This window comes from Streptococcus sp. 'caviae' (genome assembly GCF_001937065.1).
In the GTDB taxonomy this organism is placed as follows: domain Bacteria; phylum Bacillota; class Bacilli; order Lactobacillales; family Streptococcaceae; genus Streptococcus.
This window is the reverse complement of the sequence record NZ_MOWR01000001.1, coordinates 319679-341778: the sequence shown is the minus strand read 5'-3', so window position 1 is coordinate 341778 and position 22100 is coordinate 319679. Positions and strand designations below refer to the sequence as shown.

Annotated in this window: 17 protein-coding genes; 15 read left to right on the top strand and 2 right to left on the bottom strand. The window is 36.7% G+C overall.

From position 1 onward, the window contains the following. The first annotated feature begins 8 nt into the window (after positions 1 to 8). From BMI76_RS01755 to BMI76_RS01675, 15 genes are all read left to right on the top strand, one after another. On the top strand, positions 9 to 755 hold the full coding sequence (locus tag BMI76_RS01755) for a response regulator transcription factor (RefSeq protein ID WP_075345905.1): 747 nt from the start codon (positions 9 to 11) through the stop codon (positions 753 to 755). A 440-nt stretch (positions 756 to 1195) separates the two neighbouring features. Then, positions 1196 to 2113, top strand: a complete 918-nt coding sequence (locus tag BMI76_RS01750; protein ID WP_180372818.1) for a sensor histidine kinase — start codon at positions 1196 to 1198, stop codon at positions 2111 to 2113. 306 nt (positions 2114 to 2419) lie between these two features. Then, positions 2420 to 2650, top strand: a complete 231-nt coding sequence (locus BMI76_RS01745) for a Blp family class II bacteriocin (RefSeq protein WP_075345903.1) — start codon at positions 2420 to 2422, stop codon at positions 2648 to 2650. A gap of 408 nt (positions 2651 to 3058) precedes the next feature. Then, positions 3059 to 3280, top strand: coding sequence for a hypothetical protein (locus tag BMI76_RS01735; protein ID WP_075345901.1), 222 nt, complete (start codon positions 3059 to 3061; stop codon positions 3278 to 3280). A 1279-nt stretch (positions 3281 to 4559) separates the two neighbouring features. Then, entirely contained in the window at positions 4560 to 5018 is a 459-nt protein-coding gene (locus BMI76_RS01730) for a hypothetical protein (protein ID WP_075345900.1), read from the top strand. 490 nt (positions 5019 to 5508) lie between these two features. Then, positions 5509 to 5922, top strand: a complete 414-nt coding sequence (locus tag BMI76_RS10620; protein ID WP_075345898.1) for a hypothetical protein — start codon at positions 5509 to 5511, stop codon at positions 5920 to 5922. Positions 5923 to 5938: 16 nt separating this feature from the next. Then, on the top strand, positions 5939 to 6448 hold the full coding sequence (locus tag BMI76_RS10615) for a hypothetical protein (RefSeq protein WP_142355021.1): 510 nt from the start codon (positions 5939 to 5941) through the stop codon (positions 6446 to 6448). Between the two features lie 557 nt (positions 6449 to 7005). Beyond that, positions 7006 to 7869: an Rgg/GadR/MutR family transcriptional regulator gene (locus BMI76_RS01710; protein WP_075345896.1), complete on the top strand. Its 864-nt coding sequence runs from the start codon at positions 7006 to 7008 to the stop codon at positions 7867 to 7869. A gap of 1325 nt (positions 7870 to 9194) precedes the next feature. Then, positions 9195 to 9338 (top strand): type A2 lanthipeptide, encoded by a 144-nt coding sequence (locus BMI76_RS01705; protein ID WP_075345895.1) that lies wholly within the window; start codon positions 9195 to 9197, stop codon positions 9336 to 9338. Between the two features lie 378 nt (positions 9339 to 9716). Then, complete coding sequence (locus BMI76_RS10610; protein ID WP_075345894.1) at positions 9717 to 12521, top strand: type 2 lanthipeptide synthetase LanM family protein; 2805 nt, start codon at positions 9717 to 9719, stop codon at positions 12519 to 12521. 3 nt (positions 12522 to 12524) lie between these two features. Further along, positions 12525 to 14669, top strand: coding sequence for a peptidase domain-containing ABC transporter (locus tag BMI76_RS10605; protein WP_075345893.1), 2145 nt, complete (start codon positions 12525 to 12527; stop codon positions 14667 to 14669). Positions 14670 to 15080: 411 nt separating this feature from the next. Continuing rightward, complete coding sequence (locus BMI76_RS01690) at positions 15081 to 15992, top strand: ABC transporter ATP-binding protein (RefSeq protein WP_075345892.1); 912 nt, start codon at positions 15081 to 15083, stop codon at positions 15990 to 15992. Between the two features lie 10 nt (positions 15993 to 16002). Continuing rightward, positions 16003 to 16758, top strand: a complete 756-nt coding sequence (locus tag BMI76_RS01685) for an ABC transporter permease (RefSeq protein WP_245543127.1) — start codon at positions 16003 to 16005, stop codon at positions 16756 to 16758. Position 16759: 1 nt separating this feature from the next. Beyond that, positions 16760 to 17497: an ABC transporter permease gene (locus BMI76_RS01680; RefSeq protein ID WP_075345891.1), complete on the top strand. Its 738-nt coding sequence runs from the start codon at positions 16760 to 16762 to the stop codon at positions 17495 to 17497. Positions 17498 to 17921: 424 nt separating this feature from the next. Further along, positions 17922 to 19817: a M13 family metallopeptidase gene (locus BMI76_RS01675; protein ID WP_075345890.1), complete on the top strand. Its 1896-nt coding sequence runs from the start codon at positions 17922 to 17924 to the stop codon at positions 19815 to 19817. 103 nt (positions 19818 to 19920) lie between these two features. On the opposite strand, the gene BMI76_RS01670 is transcribed toward BMI76_RS01675, so the two are convergent. Together BMI76_RS01670 and BMI76_RS01665 are read right to left on the bottom strand one after the other, a co-directional pair. Then, on the bottom strand, positions 19921 to 20760 hold the full coding sequence (locus BMI76_RS01670) for an aldo/keto reductase (protein ID WP_075345889.1): 840 nt from the start codon (positions 20758 to 20760) through the stop codon (positions 19921 to 19923). Positions 20761 to 20886: 126 nt separating this feature from the next. Next, complete coding sequence (locus BMI76_RS01665) at positions 20887 to 22005, bottom strand: sugar diacid recognition domain-containing protein (RefSeq protein WP_075345888.1); 1119 nt, start codon at positions 22003 to 22005, stop codon at positions 20887 to 20889. Positions 22006 to 22100 lie beyond the last annotated feature (95 nt).

Sequence of the window (22100 nt, the reverse complement as noted above, 5' to 3'; positions counted from 1 at the left end):
GTAAATTAGTGATACAGGTTTATGTTTTAGAAGATGAGTTTCAGCAGCAGTCACGTATAGAAAACATCATTACTCATTATCTGCACGAGCAGCATATCTTAGGGAGCAGGATTTCACTTCATGGAAAACCTGATCAGCTATTAGCTGAGGTTAAAGAAAAAGGCAATCATCAAATCTTTTTCTTAGATATTGAAATTAAAAATGAGGAAAAGAAAGGACTGGAAATAGCGCGCCGCATCCGCGAAAAAGACAATCAGGCGGTTATCGTTTTTGTAACGACGCACTCTGAGCTGATGCCCCTCACCTTTCAGTATCAAGTATCGGCTTTTGATTTTATTGATAAAAATGTTTCGACAGAAAAATTTGCTGAGCGGATAAAGGCGGCCTTGGATTATGTGGTTGGCAACTTGAATCAGCCTGCTGCCGGCCAGACTTTTCTTCTTGAAAATGACTATTCTCGCATTCAGATGCCTTATAAGGACATTTATTATATTGAAGTGTCAGCTACCCCTCATAAACTGATTCTTCACGGTCAGTATGATTATATGGAGTTTTATGGAACTCTGGCTGAAATGGAAGGAGACCCACATTTTTTGAGGGCTCATCGTTCCTATGCTGTTAATCCGATGAATGTCACAAAATTAGATTATAGTCAGCGTGTAGCTTATTTTCCAAATGGTGAGACTTGCATCGTTGCCAGATCAAAAATAAAAGAATTAATCAGAGCAATGGAAGCTTTGCATGGAGGAAAGTAATAGTGCTTGACAATACTTTGTCTGTTTTTTTAAGTTATAGCATTTCTCGTACGGCTATTTTAATGACTATCCTAATAATATTTGAGAGAATAACTCATATCAAAATACCTGCTAAATATAGATTTGGTGTTTTATCTACAGGAGTTTTGGGTTACTTTCCTGCAAGAATGTTATTTTACTCAGATTATCTGCTGGATATCGGTCTGCTTTATGTTTTAGCAGCAAAGTTTGGGAATCTTTCTAAAAAAAGTTGGTTAAGATGGTTCTGTGCTCTTTATCCTAAGGTTATATTTGAAATTCTCGCACGTTTTTTGGTCTTTAACATTTTTAATATCTTTTATCCTGATATAGCAAGCAGTAGTAGCGGATTGGCAGTAAATTTAATAACGTGTTTACAATGTCTGGGGGCTATTTTTATTAATGAAGTAATTATACGTGTAATGAAGGTAGATTTTAAGAGCCTTTTTAAGATTGCAGACCAATCAGTTACTGTTTCCATTATCAAACCAACGATTATGACGCTGAGCTTATATTCTTTCATTCAGTGGCTGTCCTACAACCTCAGCTACCTTGGTCTAACTTCAGAAGAATCAGCTATGGATATTCGAAAGTATCTGAGTTTAGTCTTTATGATTTCGGTGCCTGTCTTTATAGCTTCTTTAAATCAAAAAATGACCAGTCACCTTGAGCTGGTTCTGTTAAAGCAGAAAGAAAAAGAATTAAGATATCTAACAAATTACAGTCATGAGATAGAGCACCTGTACAGAGATATCCGCTCTTTTCGTCATGATTATGCTAATGTTTTAGCCAGTCTTCGCTATGGTATTGAGCACAATGATATGGCCAGTGTCCGTCAAACCTTTGAAGAGGTGGCAGCAGGATCTGCTGGATTTTTGCAGTCAGACCACTTTGAAATCGGCAACCTTTCACTTATCAGAGATGATGCGATTAAGAGTATTTTCTCAGCCAAACTGTCTCAGGCTGCCGAATATGGAATTCAGGTAAAAGTGGAGATTCCTGAGGAAATTGGCAGGCCTAATCTAACTCTCCTTGATTTTATCCGGCTGCTTTCTATTTTATTGGACAATGCTATAGAAGGAGCTGCCGAGTCTAATGATAGAAAATTACAGGTATCCTACTTTAAACATCAGGAACAGACTGTTCTCATCATTGCAAACAGCATGCTTCATCAGGATATTAGCCTGACAGATCTTTACGAGCGCGGCAAATCTTCTAAAGGACTTGACAGAGGGTGGGGGTTGGCTAATGTTAGAGAGATACTGAATGATTATCCTCATATGAATCTTAAAACAAGTATCAAACATGGCCGCTTTCAGCAAACTTTGGAGATAGGGTAAGTTTATAACAAATGGTGCGATTGCTAGGGGATAATAGCAATCGCATCTTTTTATTAACATCTTACCACCTAATACAAGCCCAAAACAGAGATAATGGCAGATGCGGCAGTAATATTTTATACACGGTCAATTTCTTTCTACATTAAATAATACTTATTAAAAATTCTGTAAATAAACCCAAAATGACCGTTCACGACAAAATAACAACTGTTCATGACATAGACGTGCACAGCTTAAAAATTAGGGTATACTAATATCATCGGTTGGCCAAGCAGACAAAATAAATATGAAAAAAGGGGATTTATTATGTATACACAAGCATTTGAACAATTTGAAGTCATGGATAAGGAAGTGCTTTCTGCTGTTGAAGGGGGAGGTAAGGTTTCATTTGGGCAAGCAGCAACAGCTATCGGTGGCTGTGCTATACAAGGTGCAGCTATTGGTGGATTTGCTACTGGTGGCGCCGGTTTCCTCCCTGGAGCTATTTTAGGTGCTCAGTATTGTGGGGCAGCAGCGCTTTGGGCATTGGCACAGTAAGATTATGCAGAATAAAAAAATCTTTAAGTTACTCACTGTAATTTGTATATCAACGATTTTAAATTTTTTAAATGGCTTGTTCCTTGATATTAAGATTGAAAAAAGTTTAGTTCTAATTATAGGAAGTGTTATATTTGAGTTTATGATTTATCTATTATTTTTAGCTATTATCAAAGATAAAGTTGAAAATATGAGATGGATTGATTTTTCTCTTAATTTTCTCAGCTATTTGTTTTCCAGGAGAACATTGGTTGTTATCGCGATAACTAGTATTTCTCCTATTGTTAATATTAGTCAGGGAAGCTATTCAGATATTTTAATTTATTTATATATCCATTTTACAGTAGTTTTTTTCTCAATATTAGCTATACTAAGTTTCATTAAGATAAAGAAAGATTAGGTGTTATTATGTATGAATTTCGGAGTATTAAAAAATTTGATAATCTTAATATGGTAGATTTGGAGGTCATCCAAGGCGGAAATCAAAGATTGTACAGACATATTACGGCAGGCATGGCTGGCGCTGTAGAAGGTGCATCAGCTTGTGCGGCAGCTACTCCGTATGTGACATTAGCATGTGCAGCGGGTGCAGGAGTTTATGCGGGTTGGATTGATTCTCAAATGCCGTAAAATGTTTAAGAAGAGGGCTGATTTTTTGAGAATGTTAACCAGTAGTATATCTAGCAGGAAAAGCTGGCGATGCCTTGCTTGGGGCATGGGGCGGACCTGCTGGCATGGCAGCAGGATGCGCAGTAGGTATTGTAGAATCTTTTTTCTAGGACTATAACTAACTTCTATGGAACTTATTATTAAAGTTATTATCTTTTTCTTCTTTTTATTAATTTCAGTTTGTTTAAAAAAAAGAAAATGGTTCAATGATAAACAATTCTATTCGTTTGTTGTTGTTTTATTCATGATATTATTTAGCTATTACTTATTTGAGCTTATAATAACATTTATAGAGTAAGGTATTTATACAATTAGGATAATATCACCGTTCTATGTACGTTGATAATCCTGTTTCTAGGTGCCACAGTTTTAATGACTTCAAATTATTTATGGTAAATAGCGCTTGCAGTTATTGGTATATTACTGTATTTAGCTGGTCTAGTAGTAAAATTTTGGAAGAAAAAGTAAGTTTGTATTGTACAATACTCAATATCTTAGAATCTAGGACAGACAGCCATTATATCTGTTTGTCCTGCTCTCTTTTACTGTTCACGACAAAATAACGACCAGTCATGACACAGGAGGGCATGGTTTGAAAATTAGGGTAATATCATCAGTTAGCCAAGCAGTTAAAATTAAATATTATGAAAACACAAGCATTTAAATCGTTTGAAGTCATGGATAAGGATATAATTTCTGGAATTGCCGGCGGTGGTACGAGAGCTTGCTTAGCATCTGCGGTAGTTGATGCTAAGCCACTCTTTACCCTTGTTTGGGATGATAGGTATCTTTAAAGAATGGAGCGAGTTTAAAAATGAAAAAAGGAAATCACAGACGACAGGCTTTGGTACTTAGGCCAGCTGCCTTTATGCTTGCCTGGGTACTGTGGCCTATTTCAAAAATTCTGGCAGTTATAGGTTTTACAGTGTTTTCAGCTGTCAATATCTTATCCTATTTTTTAGAGAAATGACATAGAAATTTGTTGTTATACTAAATGAGAAAATTGCTAACAGTAAGACCAAGTTTATTTGTATTACCGCTGTAGTAGTTGGATGCTGTGGATAAATTCTTAAGAAAATATTGAAGATTATGCTAATCTTAGTTTTCTTGGTGACAATGCTTTATTGTCTTCCAATAATATTTTAGATTACTATTAATTTGTATCGTCTTATACTGTATTGGTCAAATATCTTATTACTATAATAGAATAGGGAACAAAATAAAATTTTAGGAGTACTCTATGATTTCAATTGAAAAACTAAAAAATACTGTCAAATCACTTAATACGATTATTATTGTTATGGAGTGCTTTCACATTATTGGAGGGTTGCTTAGTGCTTTCGGCTACTATATAAATAAGATCAATTTAGAAAATGGAACTTTTGAAAGAGGCGGTCTAACTGCCGAACAGATTGAAGCTGTCCGAAGGGCGACTACGCCTTGGGTGCTTGTTAACAGTCTTATTTTCTTAGTATTTGGTATCATCATTTTAATATTAGCTATTAAGAATAACCGTGCATTAAAAAACAAGGAGGATCTTAGCTATCTGCCCTACTATCTAGGTGGTATTCTCATTGCTCTTTATATTGTTAGCCTTTTTATCGTATTTAATATTATTAGTTTGATAGCTTTAGCTGTTTATTCGGCTCTTTATGTGGGAACTTATCTGCAAGCTAAAAAATTGAATATTAATAGGTAAGATCGCTTTGTCGGAAAATAAGATAAAGGGAAGTTAGTGATACTTCTTTTTATTTTAAGCAAAAAATTCGTAAATAAGCAGAGGAGTGAGTTATCATAAATCAAATTATTTTTTACTGTCTTTCAATTGAAGAAAGACAGTAAAAAATTTTTCTACCATTTACAACAGATTTTTATACTTATAGTTTTAGCATACAGAAGTTAAAAATAAGTGTACTAATTTTACACCGTTTAAACTAAATAACCAATAACAAAGAAAGAAATGTTTATATGGATTCAAAAACATCAGCATTGTATGACAAGATTCCTAAAGAAATGCTCGCTGGTATTGTTGGAGGCAGAATTTACTATCTTCCGCATACCTGTCCCAGTATTGACCACTTAGTTATGGAGTTATCCGTCAGCTTCCAAAAATACTTTAATGTAATGTTTTTGTTAGGAAGAGTTAATTGATTATTGCTTAATAGTTATAAAAAGGAGGACTATTTATTATGAAATTTAAAAAATCACTTTTCTTATTTTCATCCTCATTATTGCTACTGGTAGGAGGAGTTTCTTATGCAGATGAACAGGGCACGCAGCAGACAATTGAACAATCTGAAATGACAACTCAGGTTCAACTTAATGATGTTAGCAGCGGACAAAATCAACAAACTAATCCTGCTGCCGAGGAGAGTAATTCTACCGCTGCCACTCAATCACAAAACAATGTAGATAATCATGATGCTCTATCGGAAGAAACACCTAGTAATAGAGAGAAAACAAAAGATGAGACAGTTGTAACTACGCAGGAATCCTCTGAAACTGTATCAACTCCGGACGTAACTCAATCGACCAATTCTGCTGAAGACAATAATCAAGCAGGGGGCAATGACAGCCCAAGAGTACGAAGCCAATGTTGCTGATTTTAAGGCAGTAAGTATGGCTGACGTTTACCATATGTTTGACGATACCGAAAACAGCTATACACTTTATATTGGCCGTCCAACCTGTCATTATTGCCGTGATTTTTCTCTTGCTTTAAAAGAATTTAATGCTTTAACAGGCTCTCAGCTCTATTATTACAATACTGACAGGCAAGATTTTACTCCGGCAGCAAAAAACTTTCTAACGAAAAAGACAAAAATGTTTGCGATTCCGACAACTTTGTATATTGATAAAGGACAGATTATCTCTGGCTGGGTAGGCAGCGGAATTACCTCTCAAGACTTGTATAATCAATTATACAGGAACATAAAACAAGATTCTGAATCATCAACGCAGGAAATAGCAATCAAAGACAGGGCGGCAGTAATATCATTACAACAGCCGGCAGCTTCTGAGAACAATAATGCTGCCAACAAAGACTGTAGCAAAATTTCTGAAAGCGGAAGAAGTGATTCTAATCAACCCCATCAAAAAAGATGGTTCCTTATCATTAAAGGCAGCTGATTCAAAAGAAATGGATAAGTCTATATTCAGAAAGGCTATTAGCAAGGTTTTATCAGTTATTGTTGATACTCTGCTAAATAAATTGAATGTTCAGCATAAAGAAACCGAAACATTTATGCTATGTTGTTTATCATACCTCCCAAACCACTAACATCTATATTAACGCTTTAATAAAATTGTAACATGTTTTTGTTAAGCTAAAGACGAATAGTAGTGTTGTAATGATTGTATAAAAGGGTGATGGGCTAGGAATCGGCTACCAAGTTATGAATTTTACTAACGACTAAGATCTTAAAAGCTTTCCTCGGTTTGTCTGATTGTACCCTCAAGCAACTCTTTATGCTAGCCAGCAACAGCTATCATGTACTGAGGCTCAAAGATAAGTTTTCTGACCTAATCAGAAAAGAGACTCTTCAAGTTTCCCATAGCCAATGGTTAGCTAATGAGAGTTGGAATCGAAGGACCTATAAGGAGTTGAGACTAGGTTAGAATTAGCACTGATAGAGTATTTCGTGGGCTATGGTGCTATAAAGTTGTTTTTTACTAGGAGGTATCACATGTTAGGTAAATCTCTCGAACTTGGTGAATTTTATAAAGAATTGCGAATAGCCAGAGGTTTAAAGCTAAAAGATGTTGCTAAGGATAACTTGTCTATTTCTCAACTGTCAAAGTTTGAAAACGGCCAAACTATGTTAGCAGCTGATAAAATGCTTTTAGCGATTCAAGGGATTCACATGACCTTTTCGGAGTTTGGCTATGCTTTGACTCAATATCAGGAAAGTGATTTTTTTAAAACAGGTAAGCGATTGATGGAACTACAGTCTCAAAATGATATTGATGGACTAAAGAAAATTTTAGATAATTATGAAGGGACTGAATCTTATGCAATTTATAATCGTCTTAATAAGTTAGTAATTAAAGCAGCAATCTATACTTTGGATCAAAGTTTTGAAATTACTATTGAAGAAAAGGAATTTCTGACTTCGTATCTTTATGCGATTGAAGAATGGACGGAATATGAGCTTTATCTTTTTGGCAATACTTTATTTATTTTATCCGATGATGATTTAGTATTTTTAGGTAAGGCCTTTGTTGATAGAGATAAACTTTACAGGAATCTCCCTGCTCATAAAAATCGGGCTGAGCTTGTATTATTAAACCTGATTCTAATTCTATTGGAACATCGCAATTTTTACCACGCTTCCTATTTTGTTGAGAATCTTGAAAAAATATTAACTTATCAAGATATGTTCGCAAGAATTTTTTTAACCTTTTTAAAGAAGGTCATGGCTTACATTAAAGGAGAAACAACTGATTTGAGCGATATAGAAAACTATATTAGATTGATTGAACAATTAGATAATCCTACACTTGTTATGTATTTAAGAACAAATTTAAAGCAGATTATCAGTAATAAGTAGTTTTAGAACGGTAAGAAATTAACCTTATTTCATCCAAAAAACGGGTATTTTCTTACTGGATTTGCTCGTTTTTCATTTAGTGACTTTAATTTGTCTCACTTCGTCAGGTACAAAACAAAGAAACCGCCTGCTATACGGGTGTTCATCGCAGGATAGGTCACAAAAAACTCTAAACGAGTTACGATCAAGTAGTTCAGACCAGAACACAAAAAGCTAGTAAGTTTACATACAAAGGGGGTGTTTTACTGTATTGTATTATAGACGAAAAATCATTTTTGTTAGTAAAAAGTATGAACGAGATAGGAACTTTATTTCTACACAAAAACTAATACAGATGCTAGCTACGGTAGCGAAAAGAACTGTACTTATATTATTGATGAGCTATACCTCTTTAATTTCTTGTAATCTGTACCAAAAGGAGGGAACTCATAAGTATAAGAACAATCCTAATAATTAAATCAGCTGAATTTGTTTTGCGGAGACTGACTAGTGGCAGCAATCAGATGAGGACTCTATTCTTTTAAACACTATTTTCACTACAAATATGGGAAAGGATTTGAATGGGATTTCAAGATTTATAAATTAAAGCTAGTTCTAAGATAAGAAGATCAGCTAAGACCGCTAAGGGTGTCAGAAGCAAATCTATTAACTTCCCGCCAGCTAGATTTATTTCAAAGAAAAGGCTAAAGAGATGCTCCAGAATAATCTGGTCTTGCTTATATCAAACGCAAGACCGATATTGAAATTATTTTTGACTGGATGGGAGATACTTATACGTTGTGCTCATGTTAGAGGGAATTATATACCTAAACAGAGTTAGATCCCTTCTTTATGAGCATGAATTCTTATCAAACTAGCCAAGATTTGGGGAATAGGTTCTAAGGAAGTAAAAAACACAGCGGAAACTTTCAGTACCGATAACAAGAGAGTTTCCGCTGTGTTTTTTGTTTAGAGCTAGCTTTTACCCAGCCCTTAAAAAAGTAAAGTTTTCATATCTACTCTATTAATTACAATAATGGCAAAAACAATATTGGTAAACATAGAGTAAGAGTAGCTAATCTTTTAAACATAACGGAACCTCCTTCTTATCTTATTCTACTAGTTAGTTTAGTGAAACGTCCATATTCGCAAATATGAAATTAAAAAGTTAAAAAAAATCAGATTTGCTAAATTCTAAAAATCAATAATTTAGGGAGTAAGATGGTATTGTAAGATGTTTAGTTTAAATATCTTACAAAGGGCTTTATTGATTATTGTAATAACTGATTTATGCTAGCTAAGAATCGTGTTTACAATAACATCTTTTAAAAAGGAGGATTTAAATTATGAAAGATGCAAAAACACTTTTAGAAACAACAATTGAGGAGGTATCAGAACAAGAACTTAAAGATACAGCAGGTGGACGTTGGTATGGTTGGAGCTTCACCATTACAGATGAGTGTCCAAATTCAGTATTTGTCTGTTGTTAAGTCAGATAGGGTATTTTACTCTATGTATGCTCCTGCTTAGGGTGACCTCTAGGCAGGAGTTTTTAGGCGTCAAAGATTTAGTTTTATTTCAAAAGGGGTCTAGTTTAAAGATGTATAGGTGTAGAATTTAATTTATTGCGACAATGAAAAAATAGATTGTTTTTTATAAAAATACCAAATATTTTTGATGACTGCTATTGAAGAAACATCTTAGCAGAAAACTAAGGATATATAAGATGAGAGGCGCAGTTGTAGCTGAGTATCTAAGGTGATTTGCACTGTTTACTAGGTAATGGAATAAACTTTCCTGGATGAATTATCTTGTGTTAGAGGTTTTGTTCTAGGAAAGGTATTTTAATAAATGATGAGAGGTTAATTATGGTGGAACAATTAAAAAAAGAGTACTTAAATCATCAGTTCTATAACTATTTTGTGTCTATAATTGAATATAAGGTTTTACCTGAGAAATTTTATCAATTTGACAGTCAATCTGATTCAGTAAATCAAGCATTTAAAGTAGCTCTGTGGAACCATACATTTGAAACAGTGATGTATCTGTCTCTCAAGACACTCGTTTTTGATATCAACTATATGTCTCAGGACAAGGACAATCAAGAAGAAGCCTACAAAGATTATACTGCTTACTTAAGTAGCAAAGAAGGAATAAGCGATTTTTTCAGCCGCTATCCATTTTTGTTGCAGCAATTAAAAAGAGAACTATCTTTAGTTATCGAAGATTATAACATCTTTATCAAGAGATTTATCACTGATTTTGAAGAGTTAAAAAACAAATTTGAGATCTCGGGGGTACTAAAGACTGTACAGTTTTCTCAGGGAGACAGTCATTCAGGTAAGCAGACAGTTATCCGGTTAGACTTTCATGATAAAACAATTTATTATAAGCCGAAACATTATGAATCTTTTGCTTTGCTGTCAGATATTCTCGGCTTCTTGGAGGAACATGATATTCCAACCTTTCAGTTGCCTGCTATCTTGAGCAAAGGAGATTACTGTTGGCAGCTAGGAGTTGAGAGCCAAGACTCAACGTTGAATGAAGTGGAGGGCATATATGCTCAGTTTGGCACTCTGGCTTGTATTGCAGAAGTGTTTTCTATTACTGATTTACACATGGAAAATATCATTGTATCTGGGGGGAATCTTTATCTGATTGATTTAGAGACTTTCTTTCAGAGAAAAATTTATAAACAGAGTGGCCCAAACAATATCACTAATCAGCTGTATCAAAAAATTTCGGGCACTGTCCTATCCAGCGGTCTATTTCCGGTACAATACCAAAAGACCGAATCTTTTAATATCTCAGGTATTTGCGGTTCTGGCGGTACTGTTGCAAAGGGAAAATATGAATTGCTCAACAAAGGCAGAGGCGATATGAGACTGGTTAAGGCGGATTATTTCCGCGAAGATTGTTTTAACATTCCTAGGATTAATGGTAAGGCTGTAGAACCTCAAGATTACAGCTCTTACATTATAGATGGCTTTAGAACTTGCTATCGCTTTTTCATGGAAAATAAAACAAGTATCCAGGCTATTTTGAAACAATACAGGAATTTAAAAACAAGGCTGCTCTACAGAAATACCAACGATTATGGTAAGTTCCTTCGGGCAGCTACAAATCCTAGATATTTGAGCTCAGAGGAGGATAGACAGTGCCTGTTTTCATTTTTAAATGAAGCCAAGGATAATATTGATGCTGCCATCATCGAAAATGAAATATACGATCTGATGAATGGGGATATTCCCTATTTTACGGCCGATACCGAGGGTAAAGTCTACAATTCTAAAGAGAATCTGATTGAAAAGCTGGCTGACAATCCTTCGATTGATGAAAAGTTAGAAAAGATGGATTTGGATAACTTAAATTTTGTGACCCAGCTGATTCAGATTGTCATTCAAAAACCTTATAAACACTGGGAACGGCTATCAGGGGAAGATTATCATTTTATAAAAGAGCAAGTAAACACAAACGCTGAAGGATTACTTCTTTCCAGTGCCAAGGAGATACTGGAGCAAGCTGAGCAAAAGAGTTTTTCTTCAGCTTCAGAAATGACTTGGTTAAATATTGATATTACCGAATCAAAGCAGTGGGTACTCTCTCCTCAGGATATAACTCTATATACTGGCTTAATAGGAAACGCTCTCTGCTACCTTTATGCTTACCAGGTCACTAAGGACAAACACTATTATTCTGTTTTGAAAAAAATCTTATCTACTATAGAAAATACGAAAGAGCTTTTTATGACAGATAGTCTTTCGGTTTTTACAGGCAGAGGAGGTCTTCTCTATCTCTATTACAGCTTGTGGCTGGTTCTCAAAGATGAGCACTATCGCTACCTATCCTTTAAAATAATAGCAGACCTTAAAGACATAGCTTTAGAGAACCACAATCTAGACTTTCTTTCGGGATTAGCTGGCTTACTGGTCGTCCTGTGCCATATCTATGAACGGGAAAAAGCACATGATAGTTATGAGTTATTGGTAAATATCTCAGACCTTATCGCCAGCAAGGCTATCAACCGGGAAGGAGAAACCTTTTGGATTTCCGATCTTGACGAGACAGAAGTATTGAATGGATTTTCTCACGGGATATCAGGTATAGCCTATGCTTTACTGCAATCCTGGAGGGTTACACAAAATCATCTGTACTACCAATTAGCTGTTTCTGCTATTAAATTTGAAAATACAAGGATAGCAGACGGAAATTGGATAGACTTCCGTAATAGGGAGAGACGACAGCAGTTAAATATTCCAGAGCCTATTTATTGGTGTCATGGGGCTTCGGGCATTGGAATGACGAGATATCGGGAAGCACAAATGCTAAAGAATGAGGTGCTTAAAGAGGACTTTAATATGGCTAAAAAGACAGTACTAAAAGACGGTGCACTCAATGCGGATTGTCTCTGCCATGGGAAAATGGGTAATTTAGAACTTTTAATGTTGGAAGATGAGGTCACCAAGGACAGCCAGAACGATATTGCCGGCTACCTGCTTCATATTGTCCGGTATGCATCAGAACATGGCTGGATTTCGGGTTTACCGCAGCATATAAGAGTCTTTAACCTAATGGTTGGAGAGCTGGGGATAGCCTATCAGCTGCTCAGATTTATTTCCTGTTATCAGGTACCATCAATATTATTATTAGAATTTCCCAAAGGGAACCTATAAATTATGAAAAAAAGAATTACGCTGTTAGAACAGACAACACCGACTGAGTGTGGCTTGTGTTGCTTGTACATGATATTGGACTATTTCGATATTCAAGAAAATTTTTTTGAACTGAAGCAAAAAATAAATGTTGGTCGAAATGGTTTAAGTATTCAAAATGTTACCGATATAGCTAAAAACTATGGAATTTCATGCCAGACCTATCGCTTTCATAGTACCCCGCACTCTTTTCCTGCTATGGCTTTTGTTAATGAAGACCATTTTGTTATTCTAGAGAATTTCCGCAAGGGGAAGTATAGTATTGTGGATCCTGCTGTTGGCAGGTATGTACTAAATAAAGAAGAGTTTCAGGAGATGACTCCGAAATTTTACACGCTCTTTTTAAGGACAAATGGGTTATCATCTCTAAGAAGCATTTCGAGCCACCATTTAATTTTAAACAATGCCAAAAATCTTATTCTTTCACACAGAAAAATAATTCTGTTAACAGTTATCTGCACATTTTTATTTCAGCTTTTTACGGTGACTGTTCCTTTCTTTATGAAAAATGTTATAGATGATACTTGGAATATCAGGAAATCATTTACCTACTATGAAATGACACTTTTGTTTCTAGCTATCATGTGTATACAAAGTCTGATATTTTTCCTGAAAAATATTTTTCTGGCTCTTTTGCAGAATGGTATTCATAGACAAATCTCTGATAACTTCGTTTCTAAGCTATTAAAACTACCCTTAGCAGATATCGCTAATATGGATAGAACAGATATTATACACCGTTATAATGGAATTATAATAGTGAGAGAGATGGTTTCAGAAAGAATTCTAGCCATGTGGTTAGATATCATTCTTATGTTGGCTAGCCTATGTTATGTCTTTTTTGTCTCGGTTTATTTAGGGCTGGTGCTTCTTATTGTTTTTATTACAGAAAGTACTGTATTTTTTGCAGTATTAAGAGCTAAGCAAGAAAAATTAGGAAAAGAAGTTCTGAAACAGAAAAAATTGCTGCAAACCTTTTTTTCACTGGTTGATAGCCTCTTTGTTTTAAAAGCTAAAAATACAGAACAAGGCATCTTTTCAAAATGGCAAAAGGATTTCACTTCCTATACGGATGCTGCTTATGATAGAGCTAAACACTTTAATATTTTGGGGACGATAAACTACTTTGTTACATTCTCTGTACCTATATTCATTGTCATTTTATTTTTATATCTCTCCAATCAACAAAGTAGCGGTGAAATTATTTTACTCTATATGATGGCTTTAAATTTTGTCAATCCTATAAATACCATTTTAAATTCGATTGATGAGATGCTTTACAGCTTGAAACATTATGAAAGAGCGCTAGAAATCAATAGTTTAACAGAAGAGACTTTGGGAGGATATCAATTATCCAAAGATCACGATTTAACCATTAGGTTAGACCAAATCGGGTACAAGTATGAGTTTAATAGTCAGGAAGTTCTTAAAAATATATCGCTGACTATACATCCGGGAGAATTTATTGCAGTGATTGGCAAAAGTGGCAGCGGTAAATCATCTCTTGCAAAATTGCTGTTGGGGCATGTTATCCCGACAGTAGGCCAGCTTTCTTATAATGACATAGATTATCAAAGTGTAGATAAAAGAGATTTACGAAATCTTTCTTCAATAGTTCTTCAAGATGTTCCAATCCTTGATGGCAGTTTAAGATATAATATTACTCTGGATAGGGTAGATATTACTGATGAGGACGTTATTGAAATGTGTAAAAAAGTATCTATATATGATGATATCAAAAACATGCCTATGGGGTTAGATACACCGCTTTCAAAAGATAATTTAACGTTGTCTGGCGGACAAAAACAGAGACTTTCTTTAGCTAGGGAGCTAATTTCAAAACCTAGGTTAATCGTTTTAGATGAGCCAACTTCTGCTCTAGATGTGGAAACTGAAAAAGTTGTTCAAAGGAGTATAGAAGCACTTAACTGTACTAGAGTGCTTGTTACTCATAGACTAAATACGATAGAAAAGGCAGATAAGATTATCATGATGGATTCTGGTAAAATCACTGACAGTGGTACACATGACGTTCTGTATAGCAGAAACAAAACCTACAGAGATATGTATGACTCTTACATGAATAAGTACAATAAGGAGTTGGAATGATTGTTGATTTGATGTATAGCATTTAATGTAAAATTGATTTGTAAATTTGAAGTGGAATCTAATTCACTGCACTTTTTTAGAATTGTATTCTTTATTGATGATTAACCCGTTCTTGCATGTCATGAGTGAGAGTATTAAAAAAGATTGAAGGGCCATGGATGCCAGAAGCTCATCTAATTATATATTAAGCATCTTGAATATTTACAAAGTTGTAAGAAAACTAAGGGTAACTGTAAGATTTTGTACACTGATTTTTAGTAAACTGTTATGAAACATAAAGTAATTGAACACGCCTATAATGTTTTGCAAAAAGTTGAAGTCTTTCAGGGGTCTTGAGACTTATCGTTGGTCTTCCTACTTTTCTATGCATTGTTTAAGGCTTTATAACTTATGAAAGGATAAACGATAGTGATGACAATAATGATGGAACTTAATCAAGTCAAAAAAGTTTTTGGAGAGCAAACTGCTGTTGATCTCAATAATTTAAAAATTGAGCAGGGAGAAATTTATGGTCTGATTGGTCCAAATGGTGCCGGCAAATCCACTATCATGAAAATGATTTGCGGTCTTCTAACGCCAACAGCTGGGCAGATTAATGTTGCAGGTTCTGCTATGAAAGAAAGCAATCGTATTGCTATTTTGAAGCAGATTGGTTCCCTTATTGAGGAGCCTGCCTACTATGATAATTTAACAGGATATGAGAATTTGCAGATTCTTAAAGAGTTGAAAAATTTGACCGATCAAGATGTAGCAGAAGTGTTAGCCATAGTTCATCTGACAGAGAATAAGGACAAGCAAGTCAAACATTATTCTTTAGGGATGAAGCAGCGTTTAGGAATTGCCATGGCGATTATGGGACGTCCTAAAATGATTATACTTGATGAGCCGACAAATGGTTTGGATCCGCAGGCGCGTGAAGAAATCCGCAAGCTCATCCGTAACCTGCCTACGACCTTGAATACAACTGTGATGATTTCTTCACATGCTCTGGACGAGATCGAAAAAATGGTGACTCAGATAGGAATCATTGGTAAGGGCAAGCTTCTTTATCAAGGGACTGTTGAGCAATTCAAGAGCCAGCACAGCCGCAGCATTTGCCTGAGGACCTCAGACGATGTGTTAGCAGTATCCTTATTAGACTTCAATCCTAATGATGTAAAGGTGACCGATCAAGGCTTGCTTTTGCCGCATTTATCAGATGAGCAGATAGCGCTGATTGTCAAACGCTTATTGGATGCTGATGTAGCTGTCTATCGTATCTACGAGGTAACCAAGTCTCTTGAAGAACTCTTTATTGATTTTACAGCTAAGGATGCTTTGTAAGGTGGTGAAGATGATGAAAAAATTATTTCAGATAGAAATGCGAAAATATCGCGGTCTGCCTATCATTCATTTGCTAAGTCTCTCTATTATCATAAATGTTGCTGTCTGTGCCCTAATAATATTTCGGGTAAAAGGAGCAGACCAACTAGGAGACATCATAAAACTTTACCAAGTTTTTGATAACAATGCTGTTTTCAAAATTGTTACAGCTCCGGTTATATTGGCTAGCTTGGCCAGCATGGCTGTGCAGCTGGAGAATCGTCATAAAATGTGGAAAGTACTTCAAAGCAGTGGTGTTGATTATTACTATGTTTATGCTGTTAAATTTATCTATATTTATCTGTGCTATTTGGCATCTCAAATCATTGAATGGGGAATTATCCTGTTTTTGGTTAACATTCATGGTTTTACAGTCAGTATTCCGCTTGGACGTATGGGACTTTTTGCTCTTTCTGTGGCCTTGATATCGGCAGTTGTGTTGCTCTTGCATTATATTTTATCCTTGAAATGGACTAATCAACTTATCAGTCTGTCGATAGCTTTAGTTGGCTCCTTGGTTGGTATAATTGTTCTTTTTGTTTCTAGGAGGTTTGTACATGTGTGGATTTACAGTTGGTATGGCCTTTTAATATCAGTTGATATGGAAAAGGTTGGAAGTGAATTTATTGGACGCCTGAGAGATTTTTATGCTTATCCCTTAATAGCTTCTCTTATTCTTGGAGTTATTTTCTTCCAATTAGGAAAACATATAAAGGTAGGTGATTAGGATGACCTTGATAAAAATTGAATTACTGAAATTACGTCGTGCTCGCTTTTGGCTGCCTCTTTTAGTGCTACCTTTTTTATCGGTTATTTATGGAAGTACTAATTTTGCAGGGAATCAAAGTGTTCTTAAACAAGAATGGCTTAGTCTATGGACTCAAGTCTATCTTTTTTATGGAAGTTTTTTCTTTCCTTGTATGATTGGTATTATCTGTGCTTATATCTGGTATAGTGAGCATAAAAATGGCAGTCTAAAGCTCCTATTAACTTCTGCTTATTCGTTTTCTAGTATAGTTTGGGCAAAGATAACTGTTGCTTTTAGTCTGATCTTTTTGTCGCAATTGTATTTTTTGGGGCTTTATGCTGTCAGTGGTCTACTTTTTCAATTTAAAATGACTTTTCCAACAGCACTATTTTTATGGGCAATCTTGGCCAGCTTCTTTTCAATTGCCTTAGTTGCTATTCAGTCCTATTTTTCTTTGCGCATAAAAAGTTTTGCGCCGCCTGTTGCTTTGTCTATGATAATCGGGATATTTGGGTTTATCTTGACAGCTCAAAATATTATTCCTGAATTAGGCTATGTTTTACCTTTTTCTAAGTTAACTGCTTCTATGAATCAGATGACTTCGGTTAATCCAGAGATTACAAGCCTTGAATGGATTAAACTAGGTGTCTATACAGTAGTGATAGTTTTGATCTTTACCTCATTACAAATCCGTTATCTTAGAAAAACAGTCTTATAATTGTTAGATGAGAAAAATGGGGGTGTATTTTATTTCTATAAATGTTTAAAGATGTCATTATTAATAATACGTCATCCGTTTTTCAAGAACTTAGAACTATAGAGATAATCTATATCAGTGATAATTGCTTTTAAAGCCTCATTTTCAGGTTGTCTTGATGATGGTTAGCGCTTAAATAAGCAAAGAAACCTAAACGTTGACAAGCATGATAAATGTTTATATCCATCAGCTTTCTTTTGGAAAACTTTATTTCTCAAAGGCAAACAAGTTGCTAGTATAAAAGCATTAGTTAGTTTTAAAGATTAATGATTATATAAATCAGCTGTATTGCCAAAAGATTGATACTTTTTACTCATAACGTCCGATTCTGCTTAAATCGGACTTTTTTGTTACAATAGAAGTCGTATAGAAATGGAGAGTGTTTATGGTACGATTACAAGATGATTTTTATGATGCTGTCAATGGTGAGTGGGAAAAAACCGCTGTTATTCCGGATGATAAACCGCGCACCGGTGGCTTTTCGGATTTGTCGGATGAGATTGAGGATTTGATGCTTGCGACTACGGATCAGTGGCTGGCAGGAGAAAATCTGCCTGAAGACAGTATTTTGCAAAACTTTGTTAAGTTTCACCGTCAGGTGGCGGATTATGATAAGCGTGAAACAGTAGGTGTGGCGCCTGCTTTGCCGCTCATTGAAGAATACCAAAATCTGTCGTCTTTTGCCGAATTTGCCTCTAAAATCGCTGATTATGAGATGGCCGGCAAACCTAATCTGCTGCCGTTTGGTGTGGCACCGGATTTTATGAATGCACAGGTAAATGTTCTTTGGGCAGAAGCGCCTAGTTTGATTTTACCGGATACGACTTATTATGCTAAGGATAATGAAAACGGGAAAGAGCTGCTGGCTAAGTGGCGTGCTATGCAGGAAGAACTGCTGCCAAAATTTGGTTTTGAAACAGCAGAGATCAAGGATCTTTTAGATAAGGTTATTGAGCTGGATGCCAAATTGGCTCAGTATGTGCTGTCAAGCGAAGAGTCTTCTGAATATGTCAAGCTTTACCACCCCTATGACTGGGCTGACTTCACCAAATTGGCACCGGAGCTGCCCTTGGATGCGATTTTCACACAGATTTTGGGTCAAAAACCCGATAAGGTCATCGTTCCTGAAGAACGATTTTGGACACAGTTTGCTAAAGAATTTTATTCTGAAAGCAATTGGGAATTGTTAAAAGCGAGTTTGGTTCTCGCTGCGGCTGGCGCTTGGAATTCTTATCTGACGGATGATATTCGTATCCTTTCTGGCAGCTACAGTCGTGCTCTGTCGGGTACACCGCAGCCTATGGACAAGAAAAAAGCAGCCTTTTACCTTGCTCAGGGGCCTTACAATCAAGCACTCGGTCTTTGGTATGCTGGGGAGAAATTCTCGCCGGAAGCGAAAGCCGATGTGGAAGCTAAAGTGGCAACCATGATTGATGTTTATAAGGAGCGTCTGAGCAAGACGGACTGGCTGGCTCCTGCAACGCGTGACAAGGCCATTACTAAACTCAATGTTATCACGCCGCATATCGGCTATCCCGAGCAATTGCCTAAGACCTATGCGCAAAAGATTATTGATGATAAGCTGAGTCTGGTGGAAAATGCCCAAAATCTGGCTAAAATCTCCATTGCCTACAGTTGGAGCAAATGGAACAAGCCTGTTGACCGCAAGGAGTGGCACATGCCTGCCCACATGGTCAATGCCTACTATGATCCGCAGCAAAATCAGATCGTCTTTCCAGCAGCTATCTTACAGGCACCGTTTTATTCGCTGGAGCAATCATCGTCTGCTAATTACGGCGGCATTGGTGCGGTCATTGCCCATGAAATCTCTCACGCTTTTGATACCAATGGTGCTTCCTTTGATGAAAACGGCAGCCTCAACAATTGGTGGACGGATGAGGATTATAAGGCCTTTAAAGAGCGTACAGACAAGGTAGTTGAGCAGTTTGACGGGCTTGATTCCTACGGCGCAAAAGTAAACGGCCAGCTGACTGTGTCTGAAAATGTTGCTGATTTGGGTGGTTTGGCCTGCGCCTTAGAAGCAGCTAAAAAAGAGGCCGATTTCTCAGCCCGCGATTATTTTATTAATTTTGCAACTATCTGGCGGATGAAAGCTCGTCCGGAATACATGCAAATGCTGGCAGCTATTGATGTCCATGCTCCTGGTAAATTAAGAACCAATGTTCAGGTTGCTAACTTTGATGACTTCTTTGCAGCTTTTGATGTCAAAGAGGGAGACGGCATGTGGCGTGATAAAGATAAGCGCGTGATCATTTGGTAGTTTGCTTTAAAAAATTTAGGTGAAAGAATGTCAAATGAGCGCTAACAGTGCTGTAATAACTTAATGCTCAAACGCGGCCGGATATCCAGCCGCGTTTTTATCTTTATTCAATATCCAAAGGCACTCGGTGATCAGGTGCCGGAAACAGCCGATTAAGACGGTCCAGCTGTTCAGCACTGAGATGGATGTCTCGGCAGGCGATCAGTTCCTTCATGTGTTTTAACTGCCCTGTCCGCGGAATTGAAATCATATTGGGCTGGGCCAGCGTGAAGACAAGCAGCAGCTGATAAATGTTGATATTTAGTTCGTCTGCCAGTTCAGCCAGTTCCTTATTGCTAAGAAGCTTTCTTTGCAGAGTGCCCGCCTGAGCCAAAGGACAGTAGGCAATGGTCGGAATATCGTGCTGATCCTGAAAGGGCTTTAGGCAGTACTCAATACCGCGGGAACCCAAATGATAGAGCACTTCATTGGCCTGACAGTTTTTTCCGTCAGGAAGAGCTAATAATTCTTGCATATCTTCCAAATCAAAATTGGAGACTCCCCAAGAACGGATTTTGCCCTTGGCTTTCAGCCGTTCCAGTTCAGCAACGGTTTCAGCCAGCGGTGTATTGCCGCGCCAGTGATAGAGATAAAGGTCTAAGTAGTCTGTCTGCAGGGCTTTGAGCGAGGCGTCAAGACTGGTTTCCATGCGCTTTTTATTGGCGTTTGTAGGAAGAACCTTAGAAATGAGATAGAGTTTCTCACGTTCAAAAGGTTTGATAGCCTTGCCCACAAGTCTCTCAGCCAGACCGTGACCGTACATTTCGGCAGTGTCAATGATGGTTATGCCCTTATCCAGGGCATACTGCAGAGCTGCCAGTTCTTCTTTTTCAGCAGCAGGATTTTCTCCCAAAAACCAGGTGCCAATTCCTAAGGTCGGCTGCAATAATAACGTGTTTTGCATGATAAACTCCTCCAATCAAGGTGTTTTAAGCTGCCTAGGAGCAGAATTTCAATGAAGGTATGAAAGGTTCTATGACTAAAGTCTAACATAATCCGTCCGCAAAAGGCATGGTATAGAGACTAAAAATTATTTCTGAATTTTATAAAGGATAGAAGCGAGTTTTAAGACAAAGAAGTCGGAAAGTTTTCTTGGGTCATGTCCGGTTTTTTCGGTAATCTTGTTGAGTTTGTACTGGACGGTATTCTTATGAATAAAAAGACTTTCAGCGCATTGTTTGATGCTGCCGTTGCAGGATTCATAGGTATCTAAAAGCGGAATCATCTCATCAATTTCTTTTTGGGACAGCTGGGCAAAGATTTTATCCAGAAAATAGTTTTTGTTAATGTCAGCGACATTGTGCAGGATCAGACCGTATTCCATATCGGTAAAGAACAGTTCTCTTTTTTGATAGAAGGTCTTGTTCCAGCTCAGGGCGGTCTTGGCCTGACGGATACTCTGCTTTAATTCTTCCTTGCCCCGTCCGGAAGTTCCGACTCCAAACAGAAGGGTCATACGGTATTTTTTTTCGATAATTTGGGCAATTCTTTGAGTAATCTTGGAAATGGCCTGCGGATGCTTATCCTGCAGAAGGGCTAAAATCATATTGCCGCGAACCTCAAAGATTGTCTTGCCATCGCCCAATAAGAGTTCCAAATCCAGATAGACATTGGATATATCATCAAAGTACTGTTCAGTAACATTATCGCTGGGCAAACCGACAATAGCTGTGTACTCTTTGGAAGAGAGGTTGATGCCGTAGAGCATTTCAACTGAAAAATTATCATTGGGGCTGTCATCATTTTGGATATAATCCAGAATATTCTTATGAGAATTGCGCCTGTTGTAAACCAATTCTTTAGCAGCATTGTTAAGGATAAGAATCTTGGTCATTTCCTTAATGATTTGGCCGAATTGAGACACTTCTTCTTTTTTGCCGGTAATTCCGATGACACCGACGATCTGATTGTCAATGTCAACCGGCAGATTGATGCCCTGTTTAGCACCCTGGTACTGATTGTCAAATTCGATGACAATGGGCTGGTTTTTTTCAAGAACAAACTGAGCTCCTTCGTGATTGACCTGCCCAATTCGGCTGGGATCTGTACTGGCAATAATAATCCCCTCTGTCGAAAAGAAATTTAATTCCTGATGAATAATTTCTTTCATTCGAGTAAGAATGTCCTGAACAACACTTGCTTCGATCATAAAGCTTTCCCCCTTAACATGTAAACACTAAGGTCATTATACTATTTTTTCCTTTAGTTTTTGTAATAAAAATGATTTATTTAAGCGAAAATGCT

Coding starts and splice junctions, on each gene's coding strand:
- BMI76_RS01750 (WP_180372818.1), top strand. CDS start 1,196: ATGAAGGTAGATTTTAAGAGCCTTTTTAAGATTGCAGACCAATCAGTT.
- BMI76_RS01745 (WP_075345903.1), top strand. CDS start 2,420: ATGTATACACAAGCATTTGAACAATTTGAAGTCATGGATAAGGAAGTG.
- BMI76_RS01735 (WP_075345901.1), top strand. CDS start 3,059: ATGTATGAATTTCGGAGTATTAAAAAATTTGATAATCTTAATATGGTA.
- BMI76_RS01730 (WP_075345900.1), top strand. CDS start 4,560: ATGATTTCAATTGAAAAACTAAAAAATACTGTCAAATCACTTAATACG.
- BMI76_RS10620 (WP_075345898.1), top strand. CDS start 5,509: ATGAAATTTAAAAAATCACTTTTCTTATTTTCATCCTCATTATTGCTA.
- BMI76_RS10615 (WP_142355021.1), top strand. CDS start 5,939: ATGGCTGACGTTTACCATATGTTTGACGATACCGAAAACAGCTATACA.
- BMI76_RS01710 (WP_075345896.1), top strand. CDS start 7,006: ATGTTAGGTAAATCTCTCGAACTTGGTGAATTTTATAAAGAATTGCGA.
- BMI76_RS01705 (WP_075345895.1), top strand. CDS start 9,195: ATGAAAGATGCAAAAACACTTTTAGAAACAACAATTGAGGAGGTATCA.
- BMI76_RS10610 (WP_075345894.1), top strand. CDS start 9,717: ATGGTGGAACAATTAAAAAAAGAGTACTTAAATCATCAGTTCTATAAC.
- BMI76_RS10605 (WP_075345893.1), top strand. CDS start 12,525: ATGAAAAAAAGAATTACGCTGTTAGAACAGACAACACCGACTGAGTGT.
- BMI76_RS01690 (WP_075345892.1), top strand. CDS start 15,081: ATGACAATAATGATGGAACTTAATCAAGTCAAAAAAGTTTTTGGAGAG.
- BMI76_RS01685 (WP_245543127.1), top strand. CDS start 16,003: ATGATGAAAAAATTATTTCAGATAGAAATGCGAAAATATCGCGGTCTG.
- BMI76_RS01680 (WP_075345891.1), top strand. CDS start 16,760: ATGACCTTGATAAAAATTGAATTACTGAAATTACGTCGTGCTCGCTTT.
- BMI76_RS01675 (WP_075345890.1), top strand. CDS start 17,922: ATGGTACGATTACAAGATGATTTTTATGATGCTGTCAATGGTGAGTGG.
- BMI76_RS01670 (WP_075345889.1), bottom strand. CDS start 20,760: ATGCAAAACACGTTATTATTGCAGCCGACCTTAGGAATTGGCACCTGG.
- BMI76_RS01665 (WP_075345888.1), bottom strand. CDS start 22,005: ATGATCGAAGCAAGTGTTGTTCAGGACATTCTTACTCGAATGAAAGAA.